The sequence below is a fragment of the Reyranella sp. genome (genome assembly GCF_050185545.1).
In the GTDB taxonomy this organism is placed as follows: domain Bacteria; phylum Pseudomonadota; class Alphaproteobacteria; order Reyranellales; family Reyranellaceae; genus Reyranella.
This window is the reverse complement of sequence record NZ_JBFWZI010000045.1, coordinates 21015-46039: the sequence shown is the minus strand read 5'-3', so window position 1 is coordinate 46039 and position 25025 is coordinate 21015. Positions and strand designations below refer to the sequence as shown.

Sequence of the window (25025 nt, the reverse complement as noted above, 5' to 3'; positions counted from 1 at the left end):
TCGCCGTACATCCTGCTGTTCGAGAAGAAGCTGTCGGGCCTGCAGGCGATGCTGCCGGTGCTCGAGGCGGTGGTGCAGTCGGGCAAGCCGCTGCTGATCGTCGCCGAGGACGTCGAGGGCGAGGCGCTGGCCACCCTGGTGGTCAACAAGCTGCGCGGCGGCCTCAAGATCGCTGCCGTCAAGGCGCCGGGCTTCGGTGATCGCCGCAAGGCGATGCTCGAGGACATGGCGATCCTGACCGGCGGTCAGCTGATCTCCGAGGATCTCGGCATCAAGCTCGAGAACGTCACGCTCGACATGCTCGGCAAGGCCAAGAAGGTCATCGTCGAGAAGGAGAACACCACGATCGTCGACGGATCGGGCAAGAAGGTCGACCTCGAGGGCCGCATCACCCAGATCCGCGCCCAGATCGAGGAGACCACCTCCGACTACGACCGCGAGAAGCTCCAGGAGCGCCTGGCCAAGCTGGCTGGCGGCGTGGCGATCATCAAGGTCGGTGGCGCCACCGAGGTCGAGGTCAAGGAGAAGAAGGACCGCGTTGACGACGCCATGCACGCCACCAAGGCGGCGGTCGAGGAGGGCGTGGTCGCCGGCGGCGGCGCCGCTCTGCTCTACGCCATCCGCGCGCTCGACAAGCTGCGCACGGCCAACGACGACCAGAAGGTCGGCGTCGAGATCGTGCGTCGCGCACTGCAGTCGCCGGTCCGCCAGATCGCCGAGAACGCCGGCTTCGACGGCGCGGTGGTCGCGGGCAAGATGCTCGACCAGAAGGACGCCAATTTCGGCTTCGACGCCCAGAAGGGCGACTATGTCGACATGGTGAAGACCGGCATCATCGATCCGGTCAAGGTCGTGCGCACCGCGCTGCAGGACGCCGCCTCGGTGGCCGGCCTGCTGGTGACGACCGAAGCCATGGTCGCCGAGAAGCCGGCGATGAAGGCCCCGCCGATGCCGCCGGGCGGCGGCATGGGCGGCGACATGGACTTCTAAGTCCAGCCGTCTCGGGACATTGCGCAGGGCCGGGGAGCGATCCCCGGCCCTTTTGCATGTCGGATGCGGCACCAGGGTCGCGATCCTCAAGCTCTTCCGGACCGCGAGCGTCTCGCTCGCTCATGAAGCTTGAGCGAGCGAGACGCTCGCGGTCCGGAAGAGCTTGAGCGCCGCCTTCAAATCCGCTCGGGCATCCTTGCGACGAGCTGCGCTAGGATGCGGCCATGCCAACCGAAGCAGCCCATTCGGATGAACCACCGATCTCGATCAAGGGCGTGCTGATCCGTGATGGCCGCGTCCTCCTGCTGCTGAATGGCCGCGGCGAATGGGACCTGCCGGGCGGGCGGCCGGATGCCGGGGAGGATCATCGCGCGGCGCTGCGCCGCGAGGTCGAGGAGGAAACCGGGCTCGCGGTCGAGGTCGGCGCCACTTTGGGCGAGCACCTTTTCGAGGTGCTACCCGGCCGCTTCGTGCGCATCGTGGCCTTTGCCTGTCGCCTGGTGACGGACGCAGAGGCCGTCCTCAGCGCCGAGCATCTCGCGGCGCGCTGGTTTCCTGTCGGGCAGCTGGGCGACGGCATGATCGAGGGACATCGACTGCCGGCCGGCTACCTCGCGGCCGTGAGGCGGGCCTTGCTCCGCGAGTAGCGGTCGCGAGAACAAACCAACCTCATGCTGAGGAGCCGTGCGAAGCGCGGCGTCTCGAAGCATGGGCAACAGAAACCATCTTTGGTGCCCATCCTTCGAGACGCGCCTTTCGGGCGCTCCTCAGGACGAGGTTTCTGTTGTTGTGTCGGCTCCTGCCATGAAAGGCATCTATCGCCCCGCGATCGTCCAGGCGACGTGCCAGCCCTTGTCGTCGAGCCGTCGTGTCGTTCGTACCTGGAGGAATCGGTCGTGTGCGGCGGCAGCGCCGAGCCACAGCTCGTTGTAGCCGTCGAACGCCTTCAACGGGTCTGTCAGCGTGAGCTCGCGGATGGCACGCCAGCCGGTCTGGGTGACGACGACGGCATCGCCGCTCTCCTGGGTCGCGACGTCCTCGCCCTGGGCCCGCAGGACGGCGGTCAGCCAGCGCGCGAAGTCGCGCGCGCTGGCGCGGTCGCCGCGCTCGACGTCGGTCGGCAGGTCCATGTCGCGTGCGGTCTCCTCGTGGAACTGCAGACCGACCAGGCGCGCCGTGCGGCCGAGCTCCTGCTGCGCATCGGCCGCGCCCAGCAGCTCCTGCAGGGTCGGCAGCATGGTGCGCAGGTATTCCAGCGCATAGGCGCGGAAGGTGCGCTGTCGACGCTCCTCGGGCCAGCTCGCCGTCTCGAGCGCCGGCTGTCGCTGCCAGTCGACCCTGGGCATCTCCTCGGCGCCGTAGGCGAAGCGCACGCGCTCGTCCTCGGCGATCGGCCGGCCGTAGTCGCAGTAGTAGCCTTCGAGTCCCGGCATGCCGTCGACCGTCATGCCGGTGCACACGAAACCCAGGCCGGGATTGCCGAGCGACACGCCGTTGTGGCCGTGCCAGCCGTGCAGCATGGCGGCGGACACCGAACGGGGCACGGCGGCGATCGCCGTGCCGCGCCAGATCCAGCGCGGCGGCGGATAGCGCACCCACGCCTTGCAATCGCTCTCGCGCAGGTAGCCGGTCTTCACGCCGCCCAGCGCGTTGGAATGGTAATGATAGAGCGCGCACGCGGGCGCATTCGGCTGATCCGCCAGGCCGAGCTTCTGCAGCCCGGGCAGGAATTTCTCGAGATGCTGGCGGCGGAAGTGGCGGAACACGTAGTCGCGTGCCGTCGCCTCGCCACGGCGCGTGATCAGCCCGAGGACCAGCCCCGTCATCAGCGCGTTGTAGAGCGTGCCGACCGAACGATAGGCGGCCAGCTCCGACGGCGATGCGGCCATCAGCCGTTGTGTCCGTCGACGATGATCGCCCTGGACTTGCCGGCGCGCAGCCGCATGTCGAGCACCGGCTTGTATTCCGGCGAATCGTAGAACCTCTCGGCCGACGCCATGTCGGGGAACTCGAGCACGACGATGCGCGGCGGCGTCCACCCGCCTTCGAGCGTGCGGGTCTTGCCGCCACGCACGATGAACTTGCCGCCGAACTTGGCGACCAGGCCGGGCGTATGCTTGCGGTATTCGGTCATCAGCGCTTCGTCGGTCGTCTCGACCTCGACGATCATGTAGGCGGGCACGGCATTTTCTCCTTCGGATGGGATCGATCAGCCGACTTCCATCGGCAGCTTGGGGTCGTTCGACCATTCCTGCATGGAATTGTCGTACACCGCGACATTGGTGTGGCCGAGCAGCGCCGTCAGCACGAAGGCATCGAGCGAAGCGGCGATGCCGCCGCCGCAATAGACCAGCACGCGCTTGTCGGGCGCTGCGCCGACACCGTCGAAGGCGGCGCGCAAGTCGGCGATCGGTTTCAAGGTCTTGTCTTGGCCGAACAGGCTCGCTGCCGGCACGCACGACGATCCCGCGATGCGCCCGGGACGGCCGTAGGTCACGCCGCCGCGGCCGGTATGCTGGTCGTGGCTCAGCGCGTTGAGGGTAAGCGTGCCGGCCTGGCCGATCGCGGCCATCACTGCCTTCTTGTCGACGAAGATCCCGGGACGGCCGCGCAGGGTGAGCGTGGCCGGCGGATGGATCGTCTCCCCGGTCGTGAGCGGACGCCCTTCTGCCTTCCATTTGTCGAGACCACCATCGAGGATGGCCGCGTCGTCGAAGCCGATGGCGCGCAGCATCCACCAGACGCGGGTTGCCCAGGTCGGCGTGGCATGGCTGTAGAGCACCACGGAGGTGCCGTGGCCGACGCCCTTGGCGGCGAACGCTCTGGTGAGCGTGTCGAGCGGCGGCAGGGTGAACCGCAGCTTCGAGCGCTTGTCGGACAGCTCGGCCTGCAGATCGAGGAACGCCGCGCCCGGGATGTGTCCCGTGTCGTAGTTCGCGCGTCCGCTTTCGGCGACGTAACGGCCGTCGGGGCCGAGCTTGAGGTAGACGGTGCAGTCGAAGATGCGCAGCGCCGGCGCACCCATGCGACGGGCGAGTTCCTCGGTCTGGATCAAGGCAGCAGAATGAGCCGGCATGTCGCCCTCCCTCGGGTTGGGAGGGCGAACTCTACTCTGCCGGCGGCAAAAGCTAGATGGTCTTCTGCGGCAGCGGCGGAATGGCGACGGTTCCGCCTGTCGACGGCGGCGTCGGCGCGGCGGTCGGCGGCGGTGCCATCTGGCTGGTCTCAGGCTGCTTGGTGGCAGCCGGGGTGGTGGCCGGAGCCGTTGTCGCCTTCTTTGCCTTCTTCGTCGTCGAAGTCGCGGCCTTGGGAGTGGATGCCTTGGCCTTCTTCAGGCATGCATTGCGCGCGGACGTGCTCTTCTGGCTCTGGCAGGAGGTTGAGGGTTTTGACTTGGCCGCCGGCACCGGCGCCGGTGTCGGCGAAGACACATCCTGGGCGAACGAGGAGGTGGCAAACGAGACGGCCGCGAGGGCGGCCAGGCCGGCAATCAAGAGACGCATGAAAATAACTCCCGGGCCGCTCGCGGAAGGGGACGGTACGGCCTCGATTTGGATGCGGAATTTTATGATATGTCGGCTGTTTATGTCAATTTGTTAATCGATCACTGGAGCTGCAAGGACGGGCCGTCGTGCACGCCATCCTGACCGTCGCGTTGCCGATCTTTGGCATCATCCTGGAGGGCTGGCTGGCCGGCCGCTGGCGCATCCTGGGTACCGCCTCGACCGCCGCGCTCGACGCCTTCGTGAGCCGTGCTGATCTCGACCGCCTTCTCGGTGATCACGGTTTCTGCTTTGCTGGTGTGGCTGCGCGTGGCGTGACGGGTGCTGTACAACCGCGGAGGAGACCATGCTCCAGGAATTCAAGAAATTCGCTCTGAGGGGAAATGTCGTCGATCTCGCGATCGGCGTCATCATCGGCGTCGCTTTCGGCAAGATCGTCGATTCGCTGGTCAACGACATCATCATGCCGATCATCGGCAGGATCTTCGGCGCACTGGATTTCACGAACTATTTCATCGGCCTCACGCCGGCAGCCAGTCAGGCGCCGACCTATGACGCCGCCAAGAAGGCCGGCGCTACTCTGGGCTATGGCAGCTTCATCACCGTCACCGTGAACTTCATCATCATCGCCTGGGTTCTGTTCCTGGTGATCAAGGCGATGAACCGGCTGCTGCGGGCGGAACAGGCGGCACCACCGCCGCCCGCGCCGCCGACCAAGGATCAGGAGCTGCTGACCGAGATCAGGGATCTCCTGAAGGCGCGGGCCTAAGGGCCTGATACGAAAACGAGTGATCGCTGTCATCCCGAGCATGGCGTGGGACCTTTCCTGCAGCCTTAAAGGTCCCTCGCTGCGTTCGGGATGACATCAGGGTCGTCAGGACAGGAGCACTTGCTTCGTCACGGGCGCCAGCCGCCCAGGGGGCGGGCAAGAAATCTGACGGTCTTGCTGCTGCCGTGGATCGTCGCGCCGCCTACCTGGACGACGTCCAGCGCCGCATGGAAAGCATCCGACGCCGGGTTGGGTGGTTCGCGGTTGACCTCGCAGACGATGCGCTCGTGCCCAGCGCATTGGGCATGGCGAAAAAGATCGTCGTATAGACGGCGCGCAAGGCCGCGCCCGCGCGCAGTAGGTGCGACGACGATCCGGTCGACATAGACAAAGCGCGGATAGGTTTCGAAACCACGGGAAGTTGGGACTGTCGTAGTCGGCGTCCTGGTCGAAGGCGAGCAGGAAGGCGTCGACGATGCCAATGCGTCGGGCAACGAAGGCTCTGCCGACCAGTTCGGCCAAGCGCCCGGCATCGAGCCATGACAACTCCGCGGCATGCTCGTTGTTGAGCGCCAGCAGGCATCGGCCGATCGCCGAGGACGCTGACGCCTCGGCCGCGCCGAGAGAGTGTATCTCCTCCATGCGGACACAGTCTGTTATGCCGCCAGCCTTTCGCCAACAACGGCGTCGAGGCGGCCGGCCAGCGCGTCGGAAATCCGCGTCAAGGGCAGACGGCACTCCGGAGACGAGATCAGGCCCTGCCGCCACAGCAGATACTTGATCGGCATCGGGTTGGCCTCGGCGAACAGCAGCGGAACCATGCCGGCGAGTGGCGCCCAGGCGGTGCGGGCTCCGGCGAGATCGTTCGCCGCAAAGCGTGTGGCGACCTCGACGAAGCGCTCGGTCATGACATGACTCGCTGCCAGGATGCCGCCTTCGGCGCCGTTGGCCATCATGGTGAAGAACAGGGCGTCCTCGCCGGTCAGCACCGAGAAGCCGGCCGGCTTGCGCGCCAGCAGGTCGAGCGACTGGGCGATGCTGCCCGAACTGTCTTTCACACCGACGATGTTGGGCACCTGGGCCAGCTCGAGCAGCGAATCGTTCGAGAGGTTCACGGCGGTGCGGTAGGGGATGTTGTAGATCAGCACCTGGCGGTCGGTGGCGCCGGCGATGCAGCGGAAGTGGGCGACCAGGCCATCCTGGCTCGGCCGGTTGTAGTACGGGCAGACCGAGACGATGCCTTCGAAGGCAACCCGCTCGAGCCGCCGCAGCGCCTTCTCGACCTTGTGCGTGGCGTTGCCGCCGACTCCCACGAACACCGGCACCCGTCCGGCCGCACGCGCCACCGTGCGCTCGACCAGACGGTCGATCTCGGGCTCGTCGAGGGTCGGCTGCTCGCCGGTGGTGCCGAGCGGGAACAGGCCGTCGACGCCGAGGCCGATGTAGTGCTCGATCAGGCGGTCATAGCTCGCATAGTCGACAGCACCGTCCTTGAACGGCGTGACGAGGGGCAACCAAAGGCCAGTGATCATGTGCGGAGCCCTTTCTCGGGAAGTCAGGCGGGAGGATGGCAGGCGACAATAGATAAATAAATCGAATGTTTTTGATATGTTCGTTCGGGTTCTCTTATGTTTCGTGCATGCGGACCGATCTCGACATCTCTCTCTTGCGGGCCTTCACCACCATCGTCGATGCCGGCGGCGTCACCCGCGCGGCAGCGGCGCTCGGCGTGTCGCAGGCCGCCGCCAGCCAGCAGGTCAAGCGGCTGGAGGAGGCGCTCGACTGCCGCCTGTTCGAGCGCGCTGGCCGCCGGCTCGTGCTGGCGCCGGCCGGCGAGCGGCTGCTGGCGCAGGCCCGCCGTCTGCTGGCCCTCAACGACGAGGTGTGGTCGTCGATGCGAACGCCGTCGTTCCAGGGCGAGGTCCGCCTTGGCGTGCCCTACGACATCATCGCGAGCTTCGTGCCGGCCATCCTGCGGCGCTTCGCCAAGGCGCAGCCGCGCGTGCGCGTCAGCCTGGTTTGCGAGGACTCCCGAATCGTGCGCGAGCAACTCGCTGCCGGACGGGTCGATCTCGCGCTGACCACCGAGCGCGAGTGCGGCAAGCACGGCGAGACCTTGCGCACGGACCGGCTGGTCTGGGTCGGCGTGCCGGGCGGCGATGCCCATCTCAAGGACCCGCTGCCCGTGTCGCTCGGCGCGTCGACCTGCGTGTTCCGGCCGGTCGCGGTCGAGGCGCTGGGCAAGGCGCGCCGCGACTGGCGCGCGGTCTGCGAGGTCAGTCGCATGGAACCGGTCTACGCCGCGATCGAGGCCGGACTCGCCGTGGCGCCGCTGCTGCGCTCCTCGGTGCCCGAGCGTTTCGACATCCTGGGGCGCGACGCCCGCCTGCCCGCGCTGCCCGAGTTTCGCATCAATCTCTACGCGCCGCCCGGGCTCGGCCCGGCCGCCCGCGATCTTGCCGATCATGTCCGCGCGAGCTTCGCCGAGCGCCACCGGCGGCCGCACAACAATTGATACCATCCGGTGCTGTCTCGTCGGCGGCGGCTTCCGTATCATGCGGCCATCGAGACGGAAGAAGCGGATCGGACCCTTCTTCCACTGGAGTACCGAGGGGGCGTCGGGCCCGGAGCAGCACCGTGGGAGCGTGTGCCTCCGGGCCCGTCTTTTCCGGCGCATTTGTCTTTCTTCGCGGCTTGCCCGACAGTGGCTGGCGGTTTGGGCGACTCGGGATGGAAGGAAATGCCCGACAATTGGTTGACGTCGGCGGCGCGGTTCCTGCGCCCTTCGGCTGCGCCGGCCCGTGCCGCGGCGGAGCCGCCGGCGGGGTGCGCGCTCACGCCGTCCAATCGCTATGTCGACGGCGAAGACGCCGCTTCGTATCGCGAGCGCCTGATTCGCGACATCGAGGGTGAAGGCGCCGATTGCGCGACCGCCCATCAGCTCATCGATCGCAGGATCAGCAACCTGGCCGATCCTGCCCAGCGTGAGCACGCGCCGCATCACATCGTCCGCTACCTGACCACGTACGCGGTCACGCCGAAAGGCCCCGGCGTCCTGGTCGATATCGGCGCCAGCGAGATCTACGGCGCACCCCTCGAGACCCTGAAAGGGTGGGATATCCGCGCGGTCCCGGTGCTGTCCTTCGACTACGAGGTCGACCGCCTGCCGTTCGCCGACGAGAGTGCGGATGGCGTGCTGATCTGCGAAGTGATCGAGCACTTCGCCATGGATCCGCTATTTTGCTTCATCGAGATCAACCGCATCCTGAAGCCGAACGGCTTCGTCGTCGTCACCACACCGAATGCGGCATCGTGGTTCTCGATCTATCGTGTGCTCAACCAGGAGCATCCGTCGTGCTGGCCGTTCTATTCTCTCGACGAGTCCAAGCGGCGCCATCACATACACGTCCGCGAGTATCTCGTCTCGGAGGTCGAGCAGCTGCTCGATGCCGCGGGCTTCGGCGGAATCACGACGTTCACGCGCGACTACGCCATGCGGCCGCCTTACAGGCCCATCCCGGGCGTCAGCACCGGCCATCGCGGCGAGACCATCTTCAGCCGCGGCTACAAGGCCGGCCCGCCCAGGAAGCGTGCCCTGCCGCCGCTCTACCTCGAGGATGTCGATTTCAAGCCGGGCGACCGTTAGTTAGCCAGGCGATCAGTCGCCCTTGAGGCCGGCAGCCTTGATTAGGGGTCCCCAAAGAGCGCGCTCATTCTGCTCGAACTGTGCCAGCTGGCCGGGCGTGCCGCCGGCCGGCTCGACGCCGATCTGCAGCATGCGGGCCCGGGTCTCGGGGGCCGCCAGGATCTTCGCCACCTCGGAATTCAGCAGCTGGACGATCGGCTCGGGCGTCCCGTTGGGCGCGTACAGCGCCATCCACCCCGTCACCTGGAAGTCGGGCACTCCCTGCTCGGCGACTGGCCTGACGCCCGGCAGCAGCTCGCTAGGCTTCAGCGTGGTGATGCCGAGTGGCTTCAGCTTGCCGGCGGTGATCTGGCCGCGCGCAGCCGCGACCGTGTCGACCAGGGTCTGGACCTGCCCGCCCGTCACCTCGGTCAGCGCCGTCGCCGATCCCTTGTAGGGAACGCCGAACAAGGGCGCCCCGGTGCGCACCTTCAGGAGCTCGAGGACCATGCGAGCCGTCGTGCTGGGCAGCGCGACGTCGACCTTGTCCGGCCTGGCCTTGGCGGTGGCGATCAGCTCGGCGACCGAGTTCGGCGCGAACGACGGATTGGCGGCGATCACCATCGGCAGCATGCCGATCAGGATGACCGGCGCGAAGTCCTTCCCCGGATCGACGCTCATGGAGGCGTAGAGGAACTGATTCATGCTGTGCGTGCCGTTGGTGCCCATGGTCAGCGAGTAACCGTCGGGCGTCGCGCGGGCGCCAGCCTCGGTGCCGATGTTGCCGCCGGCGCCGGGCTTGTTGTCGATATAGAAGGTCTGGCCCAGCGCTTTCGACAGGCGTTCGGCGATGTACCGTGCCACCACGTCGGTGCCCTGGCCGGCCTGGTAGGGCACGATGATGCGCACCGTCTTGCTGGGATAGGTTTGGGCCGATGCCGGCACGACGGCCAGCAGCATGGCGGCCAGGGCGGTGGCCAATCCGAAGATCTTCTTGTGCATTGTTTCCTCCCGGTGCAGGGCCGGCCTCAGGAACGGGTGGGCAGTTCGACCACGCCGCCGCCCAGGATCGACAGCTCGTCGTCCTGGTTGCGCGCCTCCTGCTCGATCTCGACGAGATGACGGCCGTCCTCGACGTACTTGCGCTTCACCTTGCCTTTAATGAACAGCATGTCGCCCGCCGGGTTGTGGCGACGGATCTTGCAGCTGGCACGGCGCAGGAAGCCGTCGTCGCCCATCCAGTTGGTCAGGTGATGGGTGAGCCACGAGCAGCGCTCGGGGCCGTAGTCGTAGGCACCGGGCGCACCGACCTCGAGGGCGAACTCCTCCTCCCAGTGCACGCGCTCGGGACAGTCGGGGATGCCGAACCGGTTCTTGATGCCGGTGCCGGGATGGGCGTCGATCAGTTTCCAGGCGAGCTTGTTGGCGCGGATGTAGAGCCCGCCCCAGCCCTGGGCATAGGCGATGAACCCGGTCACGGTCATCGGCCCCTTGAGCATCACTGGCAGCTCCTCGCCCTCGGCGACATCCTGCCAGTAACGCGGCGTGGCGCCCCGGATCTGCTCCTCGGCATAAAGCTTGTAAGCCGCCGCCAGCTCGGTGTCGCTGTAGCGCCGCGCGGCGCGCGCTTTCAGCGCCTGGTACTTGGTGCCCTGCTCGCGCGCATGATCGCGCTCGGTGCGGAAGCACCAGCTGTCGGCCTCGGCGACCAGGTCGCCATGCTGGTTGAAGAAGTCGACATGATAGATCTGCTGCACGGCGCGGCCGGCGAAGCGCGTGTCGTGCTCGATCACGTCCTTCAGCCAGGCGTCGGTCGAGATCTCGTCGTTGCGTCGCACGGTCTTGTGCCAGGTCCAGTCGGCGCCCGACCACATGGCGTGGATGCCGGGCAGCCCTCCGACATAGCCCGAGACGATGCGGCTGGTGCTGAACAGGAAGCTCGGCAGGGCAATGAGGCCGCCGTGCTTCGTCTTGGCCGCGTATTCCGGCACGCACCACAAGGGATTGTCGTCGCCGATGCCGTGCGCATAGTGGCGGATGTTGTCGCGAGTCGCCTCGTGGCACCAGGGCTCGATCGTGGCGCCGATCTTGACGCCGATGCGCTTGCGCAGCAGGTCGAGACCCTGCTCGGTGATCTTGGGAAATCTGCGTTCTGTCGAATCGGGCATCGGTTTCACTCTCCTCGGAATGTCAGGCGGTCGGGATGGCGCCGCTTCTCTCGTGCTCGCGCAGCACCTTGCGGTTGACCTTGCCGGCCGGCGTCTTGGGCAACTCCGCGACGAAGGCGACAAGGCGGGGATACTCGTGCTGGCTGAGACGCTGCCGCACCAGGTCCTGGATCTCGCGAACGAAGGTTTCGTCGCCGGCGCGCCCGGCCACGACGAAGGCCTTGACGACCTGGCCACGCAACGCGTCGGGCACGCCGATCGCCGCCGCCTCGCGCACGTCGGGATGCTTCAGGATGGCGTCCTCGATCTCGACGGCGCTCATCGTCCAGCCGGCCGAGATGATCACGTCGTCGGCGCGGCCGCCATGGAAGAAATACCCATCCTCGTCGACGCGGCCGAGATCCTTGGTCGCGATCCAGCCGTTCCGCCGCCAGACCTTGAGCTCGCCAGTCACGCCGGGTGGGCATGGGTTGCCGGCGGCATCGTGGACCTCGACCTTGGTGCTTGGCACCGGCTTGCCGAGCGAGCCGGGCTTGACCACGAAATCGGCAGCGCCGGGGTAGCTGACCAGAATTACGCCGATCTCGGTCGTGCCATACATGCTGCAGACCGGCCGGCCGAACGTCGCCTCGGCGAAGCGGGCGGTCTCGCTGTCGATCGGCTCGCCGGTGAAAGACAGCTTCTCGATGGCGTAGCGATAACGTGCGGCGGCCCCGCACGTCCGCATCATGCGGTAGTGCGTCGCCGCCGCCGACATGTTGGTGAAGCGGTGCTCCTGCAGGGCGCGCAACAGCCGCTCGGCGTCGAACTTTCCGGCATAGGCTCCCACGGTGAGGCCCATGGCGAGCGGCGGCAGTGTGCCGTGCCACAGGCCATGCCCCCAGGCTGGCGAGGACGGGCAGATGAAACGGTCGCCGGGGCGCAATCCGGTGCCGTAGAGGGCCGCGACCATCACGGTGACGAGGGCGCGGTGCGAATGCTTGACCGCCTCGGGCAGCTGTCGGGTCGTGCCCGACGTGTACTGGAAGATCGCCAGCGAATCAGCCTCGGTGGCCGGTGCGAAGGACGGCGCGAAGGCGCCTAGGCTCGCCATGAACGCTGCGTCGGCAACGACGACCCGAAGGCCGGCGCGCGGCGACAGGGTGGCCGCCTTGGCCGCGTTGGTGATCAGCAGACGGGGCGTGCAGTCCTCGATGCGCAGCGCCACGCCGTCGGGGCCGAACAGGGTGAACAGGGGCACGGCGATCGTGCCCGCCTTCATCGTGCCGAACAGCGTCACATAGAAGGCGCGCGACGGCTCGAGCATGATGGCGACGCGGTCGCCCGGCCGGATCCCCTGGGCGAGGAGATAGTTGGCGAAGCGCGCCGAGTCCTCGGAAATTTCGCGATAGCTCAGGATCTCGTCGGGACCGTCGGCGTGAACGACGATGACCGCCGTTTTGTCGACACCGACGTGACGGTCGGCGTCGACATGGCGGTCGATGCACTCGTGCGCAATGTTGAGATGCCGGCGATCGCCGTCGAACAGATCCCACAGCCGCGCGGACGAAAACTGCGTCTGCGCGTCGGCATAGCTCGTGTAGTCGGTCAACCTGGTCATCACGCGCATGACTATGGCCAAGCGACATCATTTGTACAATAGAGCATCTGTTTGTCTATATACAAAGACTGGGATGTGGTTATGACGAGTTCGTCGGCCATTCGACGCCCTGCGACCCGAATGACAGGACCTATACGGTGGTATGGCTCGCTCTCTCCCTCGACCCAATCGATCGCAAACACGCCTCGACGTAGCGTCGTCGATGCCGCGTGAAAGGCAGCGGTCAGCAGGGGACGAACATGAGCCTGGACATCGCCTCGCACCCCGGTGCACCGGGGCCCGACGAACTGGTTCCGTCGCGCTACGCACTGCGGGTCGGCGAGATCGACGTGCTGGTGGTCAGCGATGGGGTGCTACCGCTGCCAGCGAAGAACGTTGGCCCACAATGTCGACCCGGCAGCCCTGGCGGCCTGGCTGGACGACAATTTCCCGCCGTCCGACGTGCTCGACTGGGCGCTGAACGTGGTCGTGGTGCGGAGCGGTGAGCAGACCGTGCTCATCGACGCCGGGGTCGGCGGCGAGTACCCGGGTTTCCCGCGGGCCGGTCAACTGTCGCTTCGACTGGACGCCGCCGGCATCGATCCCGCATCGCTGACCGACGTGGTGCTCACGCACATGCACATGGACCATGTCGGCGGGCTGCTCGACGACGCGCTGCGAAGCCGGCTGCGTCCGGACGTGCCGATCCACGTGGCGGCCGCCGAGGTCCAGTTCTGGAAAGCGCCCGACTTCTCCCGAGCGGTCATGCCGCCGCCGGTGCCGCCCGTGCTCCGGTCGGTCGCCACGCGAATCCTGAACGAGTACCGCGGCCAGCTTCGGCTGTTCGACACGGAGCGCGAAGTGGCGCCGGGCGTGGTCGTCCGTCGCACTGGCGGCCACACGCCCGGGCACAGCGTGGTCAGCCTGGCGTCCGGCGGGGAGCGGCTGACGTTCCTCGGCGATGCCGTATTCCCGGTCGGGTTCGACCACCCCGACTGGTACAACGGCTTCGAGCACGAGCCCGAGGAGGCGGCTCGCGTCCGCGTCCGGCTGTTGCGCGAGGCGGCGGCGAGCGGCGAGATGCTGGTGGCCACTCACCTGTCGTTCCCGTCCATCGGCCGTGTGGCGGTCGCCGGCGACGCCTTTCGGCTGGGTGCCAGCCTTCTGGGACTACTGACCGCCTGTCGGGTGAGCAACCATTTTACCGCGGGCGTCAGTCCCACGCCGCATCGATGATGCGGCCGTCCTCGGCCAGCACCAGGGTGAGCCGGTTAGGATTGAGGGCGTAGCTCGGGATGCCGTCGGCCGGCTTGATGATGCGCAGCTTGTAGGGCAGGTCCTCCTCGCGCACCGAATTCTCCGCCGTGGCGCCGGCCGGCAGGCCGGCGCCCTTGGCGACGAAGTACTTGCCCAGGCACTTGGCGCAGTCCTGCCTGGGCGGCGCGGTCTCGGCGTAGCCGGGCAGCGCCTTGAGTGCGACCACGTTGTTGGCGGCGCGGACGCGAACGCCCGAGTAGGGATGGCCGGCCTCGACCGGCAGGATGGCCTCCACTGGCATGAACGGTCCGAGCGCCGCGGCGCCGCCGGGCGCATTGGACTGGAACAGGAGATCGAGCACGCCGTCGAGCGGCCGCCCCCGGTTGATCGGAATCAGGTGTGGCTGGCCCCAGCCGCCCGACGTCACGAGGCCGCGGGCGCGCACGACGTCGAGCCCGCCGGGCCCACGCTCCGAACGCAGCACCTCGACGCTGGTGACGATCAGCACTGGCCATAAGGGGCCGTCTCCGGACGGAGTGCCCGATTGCGGGCCGCCATAACCCGGTGGCGCGTCCCCCTGCTGGCCTGGCGGCGAGCCGGACTGCTGCTGCTGGCTGATCGCCGGGGCGCTCAGCATGGTCGCGGCCAGCAAGGCGGCCAGGGACAGGAATGAGATCTTGGTCATGACATCCTCGATGACGGAACGGCCGGCAGACGACGCGGGTCTACCAATTGCGGAATCCGCCGTTGGCCCATCCTCCGTTGTGCCACCCGCCATTGTGCCATCCGCCGTTGGCCCATCCTCCGTTGTGCCATCCACCGTTAGCCCACCCGCCATTGTGCCATCCGCCATTGCGCCATCCGCCGTTGCCCCACCAGACGAGGCGCTCCTCGGCATCGACGCCGACTACCGGTTCGCGGTCCTTGGCGTATTGCTCCATCGCGCTCGTCACATCGCGGCGAATGGATTGCAGGCGCTCGTTCACCGATCCCGCATCCGAGGCGGCAGGTTCCGCGACCGCCATGGCCGAGGCATCCGCGTAGGCGAGACTCATCGAAAGTCCGGCCGCGCCGGACGGCAACAACTTCGCCAGATTGCGCAACGACTGACGCCCCTTGGCCATCGATTCTCCCCATGCTGAGGCGGTCATGCTAGGGCCAAGCAATCGCGCCTCATAGCTATAGTTTTGCGGAGCGCGCAGAGGCGCTTCGGATGCTGTTGTTCATCATCGCCCACCTGCTGATGCCTTTCGGCTGGCCGCCGCGCCGCAGATCGTCGGCACCATCGACGCCGCGAAGGCGCGCAGCTCGCCGGCGTCGGCGCCGAGCCGCGCCCGGATGGCGATGGCGTACATGATGGCGCCGGCCATGCGCGCCCGGTTGGCGGGGCTCGGCCTGTCGGGCAGGTCGCTGCCGGCGAAGGCGCGCTCCAGCCGCGCCTCGATCGCCACCAGCAGCTCGCGGGCGACGTCGGCGATGCGCGGATGGGTCGGCGATTCGACCGCCGCCGTGCCGACGATCATGCAGCCGGGCCGGACCGGCGGGGCGGTGTAGAGCTCGATCGCCGCGTTGTAGACCCGGCCCAGGCGCTGCGCGATCGTGCCCGGCCCGTCCAGGATGGTATCGAGCCCTTCGAGGCTCTTCTGCCCGTAGAAGCGCAGCGTGGCGATATAGAGCTGCTCCTTGTCGCCGAACGCGGCGTAGAGGCTCGGCCGGTTGAGCCCCGACGCGGCCGCCAGATCGTCGAGCGAGGCGGCGGCGAAGCCCTTCTCCATGAAGACCGTGCGTACGCGCTCGAGGACCTCCTCGATGACGAAGCCGCGCGGACGGCCCCGGGGTCGCTTCGTAATTTCTGTACTGGATCGCATAAATATCTCTTGACCGGATCGCTCCGCTGTATTTCTGTACCACATCGCACGAAAACATGGAGGATGCGATGGAACTCTTCGCTTCACCCCTTGCCTGCTCGCTCGCCTCGCATATCACGGCCCTGGAGGCGGGTCTGCCGGTCAAGGTCCGCTTCATCGAGAACAAGAAGACCGACGACGGCGGCGACTATTTCGACATCTCGTCGAAGGGCTACGTACCGGCGCTCAAGCTGGACGACGGCGTGATCCTGAACGAGGGCCCGTCGGTCCTGCAGTACCTGGCCGACCGCAAGCCCGAGGCCGGCCTGGCGCCAGCCTGGGGCACGCTCGAGCGCTATCAGCTGATCGACATGCTGAACTACCTGTCGACCGAGGTGCACAAGAAGCTATTCTACTACATCTTCAACCCGACCGCGGCCGAGGCGACGAAAGCCGCAGCCAAGGAAGGGCTCGGGCCGACGCTCGATTATCTCACCCGTCGCCTCGGTGACGGCGAGTATCTGGTCGGCGCACGCTTTACCGTGGCCGACGCCTATTTCGTCACCATGCTGAACTGGTACGCCTTCGTCGGCGTCGACCTAAAGAAGTGGCCGAAGATCGCCGCCTATCAGGCCAGGCACCTCGCCCGGCCGGCGGTCGCCCAGGCGATGGCCGTCGAGATGGCCGAGCGTAAGCGCCGCGCGGCCTGAGTGTCATTTTCCTCCCCAGCGTAGCTGCCAGGGAAGGGACACATCTCGAATCCCTCCCCCGTCATCGGCGTAAGACGGGGGAGGGCCGAAGAGTGAGAGCCTCTAGCGCCGCTTCTCGTTGAGCATCGCGAATCGGTCCTTCGGGGCCTTTTCGCGGGCTTTCGGCCCGTAGGTGCCCATCTCGATGCGATGCGGGATGGTCAGCATGTAGTTCTTGAAGGCGTTCTCCATCGCGGCCCGCCAACCCTGGGCATCCTGCGTCTCGTTGACCGAGGCCTTGGCAAGCTTCAGCGCATAGGGATCGCGCTCGGCGATGCGCTGGGCGAGCGCCATGGTCTCCTCTTCGAGCTTCGCCCGCGGCACCACGCGATTGACCAGGCCGGCGCGCTCGGCTTCGGCGGCGCTGATGAAATCACCGGTGAAGAGATATTCCTTGGTCTTGCGCGGACCGAAGTCCCACGGCATCGAGAAATATTGGACGTGCGAGCCGCCCCACTTCACGGCGCGGTCGGCGAACTGGGCGTCCTCGCTGGCGATGATGATGTCGCACGCCGAGGCGATCATCATGCCGCCCATGATGCAGTAGCCCTGGACCTGGGCGATGGTGGGCTTGGGCAAATCGCGCCAGCGCATCGTGTTCTCGAAGAAGCGCTCCCACAGCCGCCGGTACTCGCCCTTGAAGCCGGGCTCGAGCGGCGTCTTCTTCTGGTCCTCCATCTCCTGCGGGCTGCCGAGATCATGGCCGGCGGAGAAATGCTTGCCGGCGCCCGCGAGGATGATGACGCGTACTGCCTCGTCGTCGACGGCGCGCAGGAAGGCATCGTCGAGCTCCTCGAGCAGGATGCGGCTCTGCGCGTTCAGCACTTCCGGCCGGTTGGTCGTGATCGTCAGCACCGCGCCGGTGCGCTCGGTGAGGAGGGTCGTGTAGCTCATGCGGCAACTCGCAGGTCGGAGGAAAGGCCGGCACCCATCAGGTCGACGAAGTTGTCGCAATAGAAGCGCTGCCGGCGACGGTCGTCGATGCTCGCCGCATCCATGGAGGCCTCGAAGCGCTTGATCGGATTGCGGCCACCCTCGACGTGCGGGTAGTCGGAGGAGAACAGGCAGACCTCGTCGCCGGAATTGGCGATGATCCAGCCTGCGTCCTCGTGGGGGTAGGGAGTCACGCGGACCTGGCGACGTACGAACTCGCTGGGCTTGAGCGACATCTTCTGCAGCCGCTCCTCGTTCTTGTAGAAGGCGTTGTGCGCCGAATCCATGTTGCGCATCCAGCCCGGCACCCACGAGGCGCCCTGCTCGATGACGCCGAACTTCAGGTTGGGGAAGCGGTCGAGCACGCGGTCGACGATCAGCGCCGTCAGCGCCTTCATCGGCGGATAGGCGATCGCCATGTAGTCGATCGAGCGGAAATTGTCGTCGCCGCCATGAAAGTCCGGTACCGGCGGCAGGCCATTCTCGAAGTAGGCATCCTCCAGGAGCTTCCCGCCGCCACCGACATGGAACACGATCGGAAGGCCGGCCTCCTGGGCGGCAGCCCACAGCGGGTCGAAAGCGATATGGCTCGGCGAATGGCCCTCGGGGCAGCGTGAGGGGATCATCAGCGCCTTGGCGCCAAGCTCGATCGTCTCGCGCGCCGCCCTGGCGGTGCGCTCGAAATCGATCAGCGGCACATAGCCGGTCGGTAGCAGGCGCCGGTCGATCGAGCAGAACTCGACCATGTGGCGCGTGTGGGCGCGCGCCACGGCATAGGCGAGGTCGATGTCGCGGCCGCCTTCCAGCACCGTGGAGTAGTTGAGTAGGGCCGTGGTGAACATGAGTTGGCTGGCAAAGCCCAGCAGGTCGATCGAGCGCGGCCGGTCCGGCGCGGCGTAGGCGCCGAGGGCATCCCAGTTCTTGCGTAGCATGATCTGGGTTTCGTCGACATCCGCCGCCGCGCCCCTCGTCCGATGCTCGTCGCGGAGATGGCCATGGAACCCCTCGCGCCGCGGGAACAGCACCGCATCGGTGACGGCCGAACGGTACCTGGACTCGAGATGCGCTTCGAGGAAGCCCGGCACTTCCATGATGTGCGCGTCGGCGTCGTGAATGACGCGGCCGCTGGCATAGGGCATTGTCCCTCCGGTCCTTTTTGTCGTTTGCGCGAGACTAGCATGACATCAGACCTTTCGTACGGCGTGAGCTGCCTCCTGCAGGCGCGCCGGTCCGGCACGCAGATCGCGCCGCCTTTTCCCTTGCCTGATCGCTCTGCGGTCTACGCAATCCAGGATGGCGTCGCCGCGGCGACCGGACCGGTCGCCGGCTGGAAGGTCGGGGCGCGCACGCCCGACGCCGAGCCGAATCCGGCGCCTCTGCTGGCCGGCACGCTGGTGCCATCGCCGGCGCGCTTCGACGGCAAGGCAATGCATATGATCGGTGTCGAGATCGAGATCTCGTTCCACATCGCGAAGGACATCGCGGCGCGCAGCACGCCGGTCGGTCGCGACGAAGCGCTTGCCGCCGTTGGCGACGCCTTCGTCGGGATGGAGGTGGTCGACACGCGCCTCGCCAATTTCCGCGAAGCCGATCCGGAATGGCTGCTGGCCGACAACCAGATGAACCACGCGCTGGTCGTCGGCAATTCGATCGCGAGTTGGCAGGGTCTCGATTGGCTTAACCTCCCGGTGAAGCTGGTAATAGACGGCAGCGTGGTGGTCGAGCAGAAAGGTGGTCTCGGCGCCGTCGACCCGATACGGCCGCTGGCCTGGATGATCGATCACGCCGTTCGCCGTCGCGGCGGCATCCGTGCTGGCCAGGCGATCACTACCGGCTCATGGACCGGCCTGCGCTATTTCCCGCCCGGCACCGGCGCGCGCGGCGAGTTTGTCGGCCTGGGCGCCGTGGAGGCGATGTTCTGATCTTTTGGACCGCGGGCGGGACGCCCGCGGTCCGGGTGAATCCTAAAATGCCCCCGTGAACTCGAACTCGATCGAGTTCTTGACGTTGTCGATCTTCCACCATTCGAGGCGGCGCAGGAAGCTCTGGCCGAGCAGGGGGCGGCTGCGCGGTGGGCTCAGCGCGGCCAGCACGTTCTCCATCGAGCGGTTGCCGATCTTGAGGTTGCGCAGGCGGAAGATGCGCTGGTTCACGCCGCTGCCGTCGGCCAGGATGAAGCGGCGCTGGCCCAGGAAATCGGCCTCGGTCAGCGTGCCGGCCTGCTTCATCTGCTCGGCGATGTCCTCGGGGATCTGCACGTTGGTCGCGCCCGAGTCGACGATGAAATAGACGTTCGACGCGCCGTTGACCGTGGCGGGCAGCAGGAACACCCCGCCCATGCGCTGGAACTGGGCGGTGGTGCGGGACGCCGCCTGGAGCGCGGCAGCGTCGGGACCGCACGGCGCCCAGCCGGCGTTGGCGGTGGTCCCCGAGGGCCGGTGGCAATAGCGCTGCAGGGTCAGGAGCTTCGAGTAGACGTCGCGCTGCTCGCAGGCACCGACGGCGGCGATGGCGGCAGTCTGCGGATTGCGGCAGGTGGCGTCGCTCGCCTGCCACTGCGTGATCAGCTGCTGGGCGTCGCCGCTGCCGTTCATCTGCTGGCTGCTCGCGAAACCTGCGAGCACCGACAGCACGGTGGCGATCACGGCCACCGGCAGAAGGATCCTCATGATCTTCAGGCCAAACCTGAACTGAGATTGGCGTCGACAGCTCGTCCGCTAGTAGTACCAGCCGTAGGGCCAGCCGCCCCAGGGACCCCAATCCCAGTCGTTCATCTCCATGGTCTGGGCGGCCATCAGCTGCTCGTCGGCGACCTGCTTGTCGAACATGTTCTTGCGATAGGTGCCGTAGGCCGCCTGGTCGCCGACATAGACGCACACGCAGACCGTCGGGTCGGCGTAGACATAGAACACCTGGCCGTTGCGGATCTGGCGCGAGAACTTGTAGGGCGGCAGCTGCTTGAACGAGGCCTGGCGTTGCGGCGTGTTGGCCGGGACGAACTTGAAGCCGGCGGCGGCCAGCATGTCCTCCTTGCTGGCGACCCTCTGCTGCTTGGTCTCGCAGGCGGTCAGGCCCAGGCTCAGGGCCATCGCGATGGCCACGGTCACGACACGATTCATCCGATTCCTCCTCAGCTGGCCGCTCAGGTACCCGTCCATCTCGGCGCCCGTTTGCCCAGGAAAGCCGTCCTGCCGTCGCGGAAGTCGGCGCTACCGTAAGCCAACCGGATCAGATCGTCGATATTGTCTTCCGCCATCCGTGCCTGAAGACGGCGCAGCGCCTCCTTGGTGACCTGCATCGTCAGGGGCGCGTGGCTTGCAAGGGTGGCGGCAAGCTCGCCGGCACGGGCATGCAGGGCGGCGACATCGGCCAGGACCTCGCTCACCAGGCCGACCTGGAGGGCCGTGGGGGCGTCGAACAGTCGGGCCAGCAGGATCATCTCCTTGACCCGCTGCGGGCCGATCAGGGCCGCCAAGCGGGCGTAATTGGCCAACGACAGGCAGTTGCCGAGGGTGCGCGCGATGGGAAAGCCGAATTGGGCGCTGGCGGTCGCGATCCGGAAGTCGCAGACCGCCGCGATGGCCGCACCGCCGCCGGTGCAGAAGCCGGCAATCGCGGCCACCGTAGGCACCGGGCACCGCTCGATGACGTCGAGGGTGCTGTCCATCTTGCGCTCGTAGCCGATGCCATCCTCACCGTCGCGAAAGTCGAGGAACTGGGCGATGTCAGTGCCGGCGGCGAACGCCTTCTCGCCCGCACCCGTGATCACCAGGGCCTTGACCTCCTTCGTCCGGCTGACGCGGCTGCAGATCTCGGCCACGCCCTCGTACATGGCAAAGGTGAGGGCATTGCGCTGGGCCGGCCGGTTGAAGGTGATCCAGCCGGCCTCGCCGCGGATCTCGTAGAGCAGCTCTTCGGTCATGGCTCTTCCTAGAACGACGGCGGCCGGCCGGCGAGAGCCTCGACCAGTCTGGCGGGCGCAATGGCCGAAAGCGGCGTCGCCTGCTCGACCGCCGGCGCGAGCTCGACCCCCAGCACCGGCTTGAAGCGGGCTGAGTTGGGGTCGAAGGCGTAGAGCTGTCCCTCGGTCAGGTTGAACCACCAGGCGTGCAACACCACCTTGCCCGCCGCCACGCGCTCGGCGAGCCACGGGAAGCCCATCAGGTTGCGGATGCTGTTGACGATAGCCGCCTGCTCGACCGCCCGCAGGACCTGCTCTCGTGGCTGGCCCTCGAGCGCGCGCACGATCTCGTCGCGCACCTCGCGGGCGATGCTGGTCCAGGTCGAGAGATAGTCGAACCTGGAGAGGATGCCGCCACTGCCGTCGACCAGGGCGGCAATGCCGCCGCACAGGGCGTGGCCCAGCACGACGACATGCTCGACCTCGAGGCCGCGCACGGCGAACTCGATGGCAGCCGAGGTGCCGTGATGGCGCTGGTCGGGCGGCAGTTGGGCGGGCGGGACCAGAGCCGCGACGTTGCGCACCGTGAAGATGTCGCCGGGCCTGGTCTGGGTCAGGATGCCGGGATCGACCCGGGCATCCGAACAACCGATGATCAGGATCTTCGGCGACTGGCCTCCGCTCGCCAGCCGCTGGAACAGGTCGAGATGGTCGCGATAGTAGCCCAGCCGGAAATCGGCGAAGCCCTGAAGCAGTCGCGCAAGCGCCATGAGAGGATGTAGCGGCGCTTCACCCTCTCCGTCCAGACGGGGAGCTAGCCGGCGAGCGACTCTATTGCCGCATCGACGCCGCCCGCCACGAACGGGATGCCGCTCGTCCTCATGGCGAGCTCCGTGGTGGCGAGGCAGCCCAGCAGCATGGGCTCGTTGAGATCGCCCATGTGGCCGATGCGGAACACCTTGCCCATCAGCGGGCCGAGGCCGCCGCCCAGCGACAGGTTGTAACGATCGATCGCCACCTTGCGCAGCGGATCGGAGCTGGTGCCCTCGGGCATCACCACCGTGGTCACCGAATTGGAGAGCCGGTCGGGCGTCTGGCAGAAGAGCTGCGGGCCTTTGCCGTCGCTGCCCCAATGCCGCACCGCGGCGCGGGTCGCCTCGGCCAGGCGGGTATGACGCTGGAACACCGCGTCGAGGCCCTCCTCCTCGAGCATCCTGAGGGATTCCTGCAGGCCGAAGAACATGTGCACCGGCGCCGTGCCCATGAATTTCTGCGGCGCGCGGCCGTTCATCAGCTCCCAGTTCCAGTAATGGCGCGGTGCCTTGTTCTTGCGCGCGGCGTCGAGCGCCTTGCCGCTGACCCCGGTCAGCGCCATGCCGGTCGGCAGCATCAGGCCCTTCTGGCTGCCGCCCACCGTGACGTCGACGCCCCAGGCGTCCATGCGATAGTCGATCGAGCCCAGCGAGGAGATCGTGTCGGAGAGCAGCAGGGCGGGGTGGCGCGCCTGGTCGAGGGCGCGACGGATTTCCGCCACCGGCAGCACCATGCCTGTCGCCGTCTCGTTGTGGACCGTGAGGACCGCCTTGATCTCGTGCGCCCTGTCCGCGGCAATGCGCTCAGCGAGCTTGGCGATGTCGGCGCCCTTTCGCCAGTCGGCGGCAAAGGTCTCGACGATGATGCCGAGATTTACCGCCATCTCCTCCCAGCTCTGCGAGAAGTAGCCGGTCTCGACGATCAGCACCTTGTCGCCGGCCGAGAACAGGTTGGCGAGGGCGGCTTCCCAGGCGCCATGACCGCTCGAATTGTAGAAGTAGAGCGTCTGGTCGGTCTTGAGCACCCGCTTAACGCCCGCATGGCAGGCATGCTGGATCGCCACGAACTCGTCCGACATGAAATCGATCACCGGGCGATCCATCGCCCGCAGCACTCGGTCCGGGATGTTGGTCGGGCCGGGATTGTTGAAGAACTGGCGTCCGCGGGGCTTGGCGTTCACGAAATGCTCCGGTTTGCGAAGGGCGCGAACATAGTCTCGCGGCTCTTGGCGAAGCAAGCGAGGCTTGCAATGCTCTGGCATTAGTTGGATGAGGGCAAATGACCGCAGACAAGACCGCTTCGACCGGAACCAATTCCGCCATCGTGGCCGACTATCGCGCCCGGACCGGGGGTTCGGGCGCCCTGTTCGAGCGCGCCCGCAAGGTGCTGCCGAGCGGCATCACGCACGACGCCCGCTACCTCGACCCCTATTCGATTCATGTCTCGCGGGCCGCCGGCCCGCGCAAGTGGGACGTCGACGGCAACGAGTACGTCGATTATTTCGGCGGCCATGGCGCCATGTTGCTGGGCCATTCCCATCCTGCCGTCATCGAGGCGGTGAAGCGCCAGATCGAGCTCGGCACGCATTACGGCTCCAGCCACGAGCTCGAGGTGCGCTGGGCCGAACTGGTGTGCGAACTGATCCCGTCGGCCGAAAAAGTGCGGTTCACGGCGTCGGGCACGGAGGCCTCGCATATGGCTATCCGCCTGGCGCGTGCCCATACCGGCAAGGACAAGATCGTGCGCTTCGTCGGCCATTTCCATGGCTGGCACGACGCAGTCGCCGGCGGTGCCACGTCGCACTACGACGGCTCCTCGCCGCCCGGCGTGGCCCAGGGCGTCACCGATCTTTCCATCCTGATGCCGACCGACGATGTCGGCGCCGTGGTGCACCTGCTCGAGAGCCGCGACGACATCGCCGTCGTGATGTTCGAGCCGTCCGGCGCCTCGTGGGGCCAGGTGCCGCTGCCGCCGGGCTTCGTCCAGGCGATCCGCGACGTCACGGCCAGGCGCGGCATCGTCATGCTGATGGACGAGGTCATTACCGGCTTCCGCTGGTCGTCGGGCGGAGCGCAGAAGGCGCTGGGCGTCACGCCCGACCTCTGCATCCTGGCCAAGATCGTGGCCGGCGGCCTGCCGGGCGGCGCGGTCGCCGGCAAGCGCGAGATCCTCGACCAGATCGACTTCGCCGTTTCGGCGGCCAGGAAGCGCGACAAGATTTCTCACCCGGGCACCTTCAATGCCAATCCCTTGTCGGCTGCCGCCGCGGTGACGGCGCTGTCGCTGGTGCGCGACGAGGACCTCGCCGAGAAGGCCAACCGCACGGCCGCCGAGCTGCGCGCCGCGTTGCGCGAGGTGTTGATCCAGGAAAGCGTGCCGTGGGGCATCTACGGCCAGTCCTCGACCTTCCTGATCTATCCCAATCCGACCGGCGAGAAGGTCGATCCCGCGACCTTCGAACCCCTGAAGTACGGCTTCGCCAAGCTGAAGGGCGCCCGCTCCGGCCCGCTCACCGGCAAGATCCGCATGGGCCTGATGAGCCACGGCGTCGACGTCATGGGCGCCCCCGGCGGCTTCGTCTCGGCGACCCATGGCGGCGCCGAGATCGAGAGGACAGTGCATGCGCTCCGCCAGACCGTGCGCGCGCTGAAGGCCGAACGCGAGGTCAAGGCGGCATAGAAGGCTCATTCGCTGCGACTGCGCCACTGATGACGGAGCAGCTCCGCCATCAGTGGCCTTCACGGCCTTCGTGCGGACCGCGGGCGACCTGCCGCTCATGAGTTGATCCGTGAAGCGGGCGGGACGCCCGCGCTACTCATGAGCGCCACTTTGGCGGAGCTGCTCCGCCGTCAGTGGTACGGGTCCAGCCGTGAGTCTTCCGGCACAGCCGG

27 protein-coding genes and 2 pseudogenes are annotated in these 25025 nt (G+C 67.1%); 9 read left to right on the top strand and 20 right to left on the bottom strand.

The genetic code is table 11. From position 1 onward, the window contains the following. Window positions 1-990, top strand: a 990-nt coding sequence (gene groEL, locus AB7O82_RS14970; protein ID WP_428619692.1) for a chaperonin GroEL, incomplete at its 5' end; no start/stop codon positions are given. Between the two features lie 224 nt (window positions 991-1214). Beyond that, on the top strand, window positions 1215-1637 hold the full coding sequence (locus AB7O82_RS14965; protein WP_428542913.1) for an NUDIX hydrolase: 423 nt from the start codon (window positions 1215-1217) through the stop codon (window positions 1635-1637). Window positions 1638-1805: 168 nt separating this feature from the next. On the opposite strand, the gene AB7O82_RS14960 is transcribed toward AB7O82_RS14965, so the two are convergent. The 5 genes from AB7O82_RS14960 to AB7O82_RS14940 all read right to left on the bottom strand — a co-directional run bounded on the left by AB7O82_RS14960 (window position 1806) and on the right by AB7O82_RS14940 (window position 4774). After that, window positions 1806-2879: a hypothetical protein gene (locus tag AB7O82_RS14960; protein ID WP_428542910.1), complete on the bottom strand. Its 1074-nt coding sequence runs from the start codon at window positions 2877-2879 to the stop codon at window positions 1806-1808. After that, window positions 2879-3172, bottom strand: coding sequence for a DUF1330 domain-containing protein (locus tag AB7O82_RS14955; protein ID WP_428542907.1), 294 nt, complete (start codon window positions 3170-3172; stop codon window positions 2879-2881). Before AB7O82_RS14955 ends, AB7O82_RS14960 begins: the two co-directional genes overlap by 1 nt. Window positions 3173-3199: 27 nt before the next feature. Continuing rightward, window positions 3200-4066 (bottom strand): sulfurtransferase, encoded by an 867-nt coding sequence (locus AB7O82_RS14950; RefSeq protein ID WP_428542904.1) that lies wholly within the window; start codon window positions 4064-4066, stop codon window positions 3200-3202. A gap of 52 nt (window positions 4067-4118) precedes the next feature. Next, window positions 4119-4493, bottom strand: coding sequence for a hypothetical protein (locus AB7O82_RS14945; RefSeq protein ID WP_428542901.1), 375 nt, complete (start codon window positions 4491-4493; stop codon window positions 4119-4121). A gap of 101 nt (window positions 4494-4594) precedes the next feature. Next, a complete protein-coding gene (locus AB7O82_RS14940; RefSeq protein WP_428542898.1) occupies window positions 4595-4774 on the bottom strand; it encodes a hypothetical protein in 180 nt (59 codons plus the stop codon). A 65-nt stretch (window positions 4775-4839) separates the two neighbouring features. Between AB7O82_RS14940 and mscL the strand changes: the two genes are divergently transcribed. After that, window positions 4840-5262 carry a large conductance mechanosensitive channel protein MscL gene (gene mscL / locus AB7O82_RS14935; protein WP_428542895.1) on the top strand — a complete coding sequence of 141 codons (423 nt, stop codon included), beginning with the start codon at window positions 4840-4842 and terminating at the stop codon, window positions 5260-5262. 128 nt (window positions 5263-5390) lie between these two features. On the opposite strand, the pseudogene AB7O82_RS14930 reads toward mscL, so the two are convergent. Both AB7O82_RS14930 and dapA read right to left on the bottom strand, forming a co-directional pair. Beyond that, window positions 5391-5904 (bottom strand): annotated as a pseudogene (locus tag AB7O82_RS14930) (GNAT family N-acetyltransferase). Between the two features lie 14 nt (window positions 5905-5918). Next, on the bottom strand, window positions 5919-6794 hold the full coding sequence (dapA, locus tag AB7O82_RS14925) for a 4-hydroxy-tetrahydrodipicolinate synthase (RefSeq protein ID WP_428542892.1): 876 nt from the start codon (window positions 6792-6794) through the stop codon (window positions 5919-5921). 107 nt (window positions 6795-6901) lie between these two features. Here dapA and AB7O82_RS14920 point away from each other — a divergent pair, with 107 nt between their 5' ends. Continuing rightward, window positions 6902-7777, top strand: a complete 876-nt coding sequence (locus AB7O82_RS14920; protein WP_428542889.1) for a LysR family transcriptional regulator — start codon at window positions 6902-6904, stop codon at window positions 7775-7777. Between the two features lie 225 nt (window positions 7778-8002). Further along, the gene (locus tag AB7O82_RS14915) at window positions 8003-8908 is read left to right on the top strand and encodes a methyltransferase domain-containing protein (protein ID WP_428542886.1); all 906 of its coding nucleotides are present in this window, start codon (window positions 8003-8005) and stop codon (window positions 8906-8908) included. A 12-nt stretch (window positions 8909-8920) separates the two neighbouring features. Here the strand turns inward: AB7O82_RS14915 and AB7O82_RS14910 are convergent, their stop codons facing one another. Genes AB7O82_RS14910 through AB7O82_RS14900 form a run of 3 tightly spaced genes read right to left on the bottom strand, consistent with a single transcriptional unit; the run spans window position 8921 to window position 12676 of the window. Continuing rightward, the gene (locus AB7O82_RS14910) at window positions 8921-9889 is read right to left on the bottom strand and encodes a Bug family tripartite tricarboxylate transporter substrate binding protein (protein WP_428542883.1); all 969 of its coding nucleotides are present in this window, start codon (window positions 9887-9889) and stop codon (window positions 8921-8923) included. 26 nt (window positions 9890-9915) lie between these two features. Continuing rightward, complete coding sequence (locus tag AB7O82_RS14905; protein WP_428542880.1) at window positions 9916-11055, bottom strand: FAS1-like dehydratase domain-containing protein; 1140 nt, start codon at window positions 11053-11055, stop codon at window positions 9916-9918. Window positions 11056-11077: 22 nt separating this feature from the next. Then, a complete protein-coding gene (locus tag AB7O82_RS14900; protein WP_428542877.1) occupies window positions 11078-12676 on the bottom strand; it encodes an acyl-CoA synthetase in 1599 nt (532 codons plus the stop codon). Between the two features lie 218 nt (window positions 12677-12894). Here AB7O82_RS14900 and AB7O82_RS14895 point away from each other — a divergent pair. Further along, window positions 12895-13811, top strand: a pseudogene (locus AB7O82_RS14895) (MBL fold metallo-hydrolase). Window positions 13812-13847: 36 nt separating this feature from the next. Here AB7O82_RS14895 and AB7O82_RS14890 read toward each other — a convergent pair. The 3 genes from AB7O82_RS14890 to AB7O82_RS14880 all read right to left on the bottom strand — a co-directional run bounded on the left by AB7O82_RS14890 (window position 13848) and on the right by AB7O82_RS14880 (window position 15759). Next, a complete protein-coding gene (locus AB7O82_RS14890; RefSeq protein WP_428542874.1) occupies window positions 13848-14576 on the bottom strand; it encodes a hypothetical protein in 729 nt (242 codons plus the stop codon). Between the two features lie 40 nt (window positions 14577-14616). Continuing rightward, window positions 14617-15015 (bottom strand): GrrA/OscA1 family cyclophane-containing rSAM-modified RiPP, encoded by a 399-nt coding sequence (gene grrA, locus AB7O82_RS14885; RefSeq protein ID WP_428542871.1) that lies wholly within the window; start codon window positions 15013-15015, stop codon window positions 14617-14619. 102 nt (window positions 15016-15117) lie between these two features. Then, window positions 15118-15759 (bottom strand): TetR/AcrR family transcriptional regulator, encoded by a 642-nt coding sequence (locus AB7O82_RS14880; RefSeq protein ID WP_428542868.1) that lies wholly within the window; start codon window positions 15757-15759, stop codon window positions 15118-15120. 68 nt (window positions 15760-15827) lie between these two features. Here AB7O82_RS14880 and AB7O82_RS14875 point away from each other — a divergent pair, with 68 nt between their 5' ends. Further along, window positions 15828-16448: a glutathione binding-like protein gene (locus AB7O82_RS14875; RefSeq protein WP_428619690.1), complete on the top strand. Its 621-nt coding sequence runs from the start codon at window positions 15828-15830 to the stop codon at window positions 16446-16448. A gap of 102 nt (window positions 16449-16550) precedes the next feature. Here AB7O82_RS14875 and AB7O82_RS14870 read toward each other — a convergent pair whose 3' ends face one another. Together AB7O82_RS14870 and AB7O82_RS14865 are read right to left on the bottom strand one after the other, a co-directional pair. Further along, window positions 16551-17381: an enoyl-CoA hydratase gene (locus AB7O82_RS14870; RefSeq protein ID WP_428542862.1), complete on the bottom strand. Its 831-nt coding sequence runs from the start codon at window positions 17379-17381 to the stop codon at window positions 16551-16553. Continuing rightward, complete coding sequence (locus AB7O82_RS14865) at window positions 17378-18559, bottom strand: amidohydrolase family protein (protein ID WP_428542859.1); 1182 nt, start codon at window positions 18557-18559, stop codon at window positions 17378-17380. The genes AB7O82_RS14870 and AB7O82_RS14865 overlap by 4 nt, the downstream gene beginning before the upstream one ends. Window positions 18560-18598: 39 nt before the next feature. On the opposite strand from AB7O82_RS14865, the gene AB7O82_RS14860 reads away from it, so the two are divergent. Continuing rightward, entirely contained in the window at window positions 18599-19342 is a 744-nt protein-coding gene (locus AB7O82_RS14860) for a 2-keto-4-pentenoate hydratase (RefSeq protein WP_428619688.1), read from the top strand. 42 nt (window positions 19343-19384) lie between these two features. On the opposite strand, the gene AB7O82_RS14855 is transcribed toward AB7O82_RS14860, so the two are convergent. Genes AB7O82_RS14855 through AB7O82_RS14835 form a run of 5 tightly spaced genes read right to left on the bottom strand, consistent with a single transcriptional unit; the run spans window position 19385 to window position 23314 of the window. Continuing rightward, on the bottom strand, window positions 19385-20089 hold the full coding sequence (locus tag AB7O82_RS14855) for a retropepsin-like aspartic protease family protein (RefSeq protein WP_428619686.1): 705 nt from the start codon (window positions 20087-20089) through the stop codon (window positions 19385-19387). Window positions 20090-20137: 48 nt separating this feature from the next. Continuing rightward, window positions 20138-20539, bottom strand: coding sequence for a hypothetical protein (locus AB7O82_RS14850; protein ID WP_428542850.1), 402 nt, complete (start codon window positions 20537-20539; stop codon window positions 20138-20140). A 23-nt stretch (window positions 20540-20562) separates the two neighbouring features. Beyond that, window positions 20563-21342 carry an enoyl-CoA hydratase/isomerase family protein gene (locus tag AB7O82_RS14845; RefSeq protein WP_428619684.1) on the bottom strand — a complete coding sequence of 260 codons (780 nt, stop codon included), beginning with the start codon at window positions 21340-21342 and terminating at the stop codon, window positions 20563-20565. An 8-nt stretch (window positions 21343-21350) separates the two neighbouring features. After that, window positions 21351-22091: a carbonic anhydrase gene (locus AB7O82_RS14840; RefSeq protein WP_428619682.1), complete on the bottom strand. Its 741-nt coding sequence runs from the start codon at window positions 22089-22091 to the stop codon at window positions 21351-21353. A 44-nt stretch (window positions 22092-22135) separates the two neighbouring features. After that, window positions 22136-23314 carry a pyridoxal-phosphate-dependent aminotransferase family protein gene (locus tag AB7O82_RS14835; protein ID WP_428542841.1) on the bottom strand — a complete coding sequence of 393 codons (1179 nt, stop codon included), beginning with the start codon at window positions 23312-23314 and terminating at the stop codon, window positions 22136-22138. Between the two features lie 98 nt (window positions 23315-23412). Here AB7O82_RS14835 and AB7O82_RS14830 point away from each other — a divergent pair, with 98 nt between their 5' ends. Continuing rightward, window positions 23413-24813: an aspartate aminotransferase family protein gene (locus tag AB7O82_RS14830; protein WP_428542838.1), complete on the top strand. Its 1401-nt coding sequence runs from the start codon at window positions 23413-23415 to the stop codon at window positions 24811-24813. Window positions 24814-25025 lie beyond the last annotated feature (212 nt).

Bases quoted from the DNA above. Each gene is read 5' to 3' on its own strand.
- AB7O82_RS14965 (WP_428542913.1), top strand. From the start codon at position 1,215: ATGCCAACCGAAGCAGCCCATTCGGATGAACCACCGATCTCGATCAAG.
- AB7O82_RS14960 (WP_428542910.1), bottom strand. From the start codon at position 2,879: ATGGCCGCATCGCCGTCGGAGCTGGCCGCCTATCGTTCGGTCGGCACG.
- AB7O82_RS14950 (WP_428542904.1), bottom strand. From the start codon at position 4,066: ATGCCGGCTCATTCTGCTGCCTTGATCCAGACCGAGGAACTCGCCCGT.
- AB7O82_RS14945 (WP_428542901.1), bottom strand. From the start codon at position 4,493: ATGCGTCTCTTGATTGCCGGCCTGGCCGCCCTCGCGGCCGTCTCGTTT.
- mscL (WP_428542895.1), top strand. From the start codon at position 4,840: ATGCTCCAGGAATTCAAGAAATTCGCTCTGAGGGGAAATGTCGTCGAT.
- dapA (WP_428542892.1), bottom strand. From the start codon at position 6,794: ATGATCACTGGCCTTTGGTTGCCCCTCGTCACGCCGTTCAAGGACGGT.
- AB7O82_RS14920 (WP_428542889.1), top strand. From the start codon at position 6,902: ATGCGGACCGATCTCGACATCTCTCTCTTGCGGGCCTTCACCACCATC.
- AB7O82_RS14915 (WP_428542886.1), top strand. From the start codon at position 8,003: ATGCCCGACAATTGGTTGACGTCGGCGGCGCGGTTCCTGCGCCCTTCG.
- AB7O82_RS14910 (WP_428542883.1), bottom strand. From the start codon at position 9,889: ATGCACAAGAAGATCTTCGGATTGGCCACCGCCCTGGCCGCCATGCTG.
- AB7O82_RS14905 (WP_428542880.1), bottom strand. From the start codon at position 11,055: ATGCCCGATTCGACAGAACGCAGATTTCCCAAGATCACCGAGCAGGGT.
- AB7O82_RS14890 (WP_428542874.1), bottom strand. From the start codon at position 14,576: ATGACCAAGATCTCATTCCTGTCCCTGGCCGCCTTGCTGGCCGCGACC.
- grrA (WP_428542871.1), bottom strand. From the start codon at position 15,015: ATGGCCAAGGGGCGTCAGTCGTTGCGCAATCTGGCGAAGTTGTTGCCG.
- AB7O82_RS14880 (WP_428542868.1), bottom strand. From the start codon at position 15,759: ATGCGATCCAGTACAGAAATTACGAAGCGACCCCGGGGCCGTCCGCGC.
- AB7O82_RS14875 (WP_428619690.1), top strand. From the start codon at position 15,828: ATGGAACTCTTCGCTTCACCCCTTGCCTGCTCGCTCGCCTCGCATATC.
- AB7O82_RS14870 (WP_428542862.1), bottom strand. From the start codon at position 17,381: ATGAGCTACACGACCCTCCTCACCGAGCGCACCGGCGCGGTGCTGACG.
- AB7O82_RS14865 (WP_428542859.1), bottom strand. From the start codon at position 18,559: ATGCCCTATGCCAGCGGCCGCGTCATTCACGACGCCGACGCGCACATC.
- AB7O82_RS14860 (WP_428619688.1), top strand. From the start codon at position 18,599: ATGACATCAGACCTTTCGTACGGCGTGAGCTGCCTCCTGCAGGCGCGC.
- AB7O82_RS14855 (WP_428619686.1), bottom strand. From the start codon at position 20,089: ATGAGGATCCTTCTGCCGGTGGCCGTGATCGCCACCGTGCTGTCGGTG.
- AB7O82_RS14850 (WP_428542850.1), bottom strand. From the start codon at position 20,539: ATGAATCGTGTCGTGACCGTGGCCATCGCGATGGCCCTGAGCCTGGGC.
- AB7O82_RS14845 (WP_428619684.1), bottom strand. From the start codon at position 21,342: ATGACCGAAGAGCTGCTCTACGAGATCCGCGGCGAGGCCGGCTGGATC.
- AB7O82_RS14840 (WP_428619682.1), bottom strand. From the start codon at position 22,091: ATGGCGCTTGCGCGACTGCTTCAGGGCTTCGCCGATTTCCGGCTGGGC.
- AB7O82_RS14830 (WP_428542838.1), top strand. From the start codon at position 23,413: ATGACCGCAGACAAGACCGCTTCGACCGGAACCAATTCCGCCATCGTG.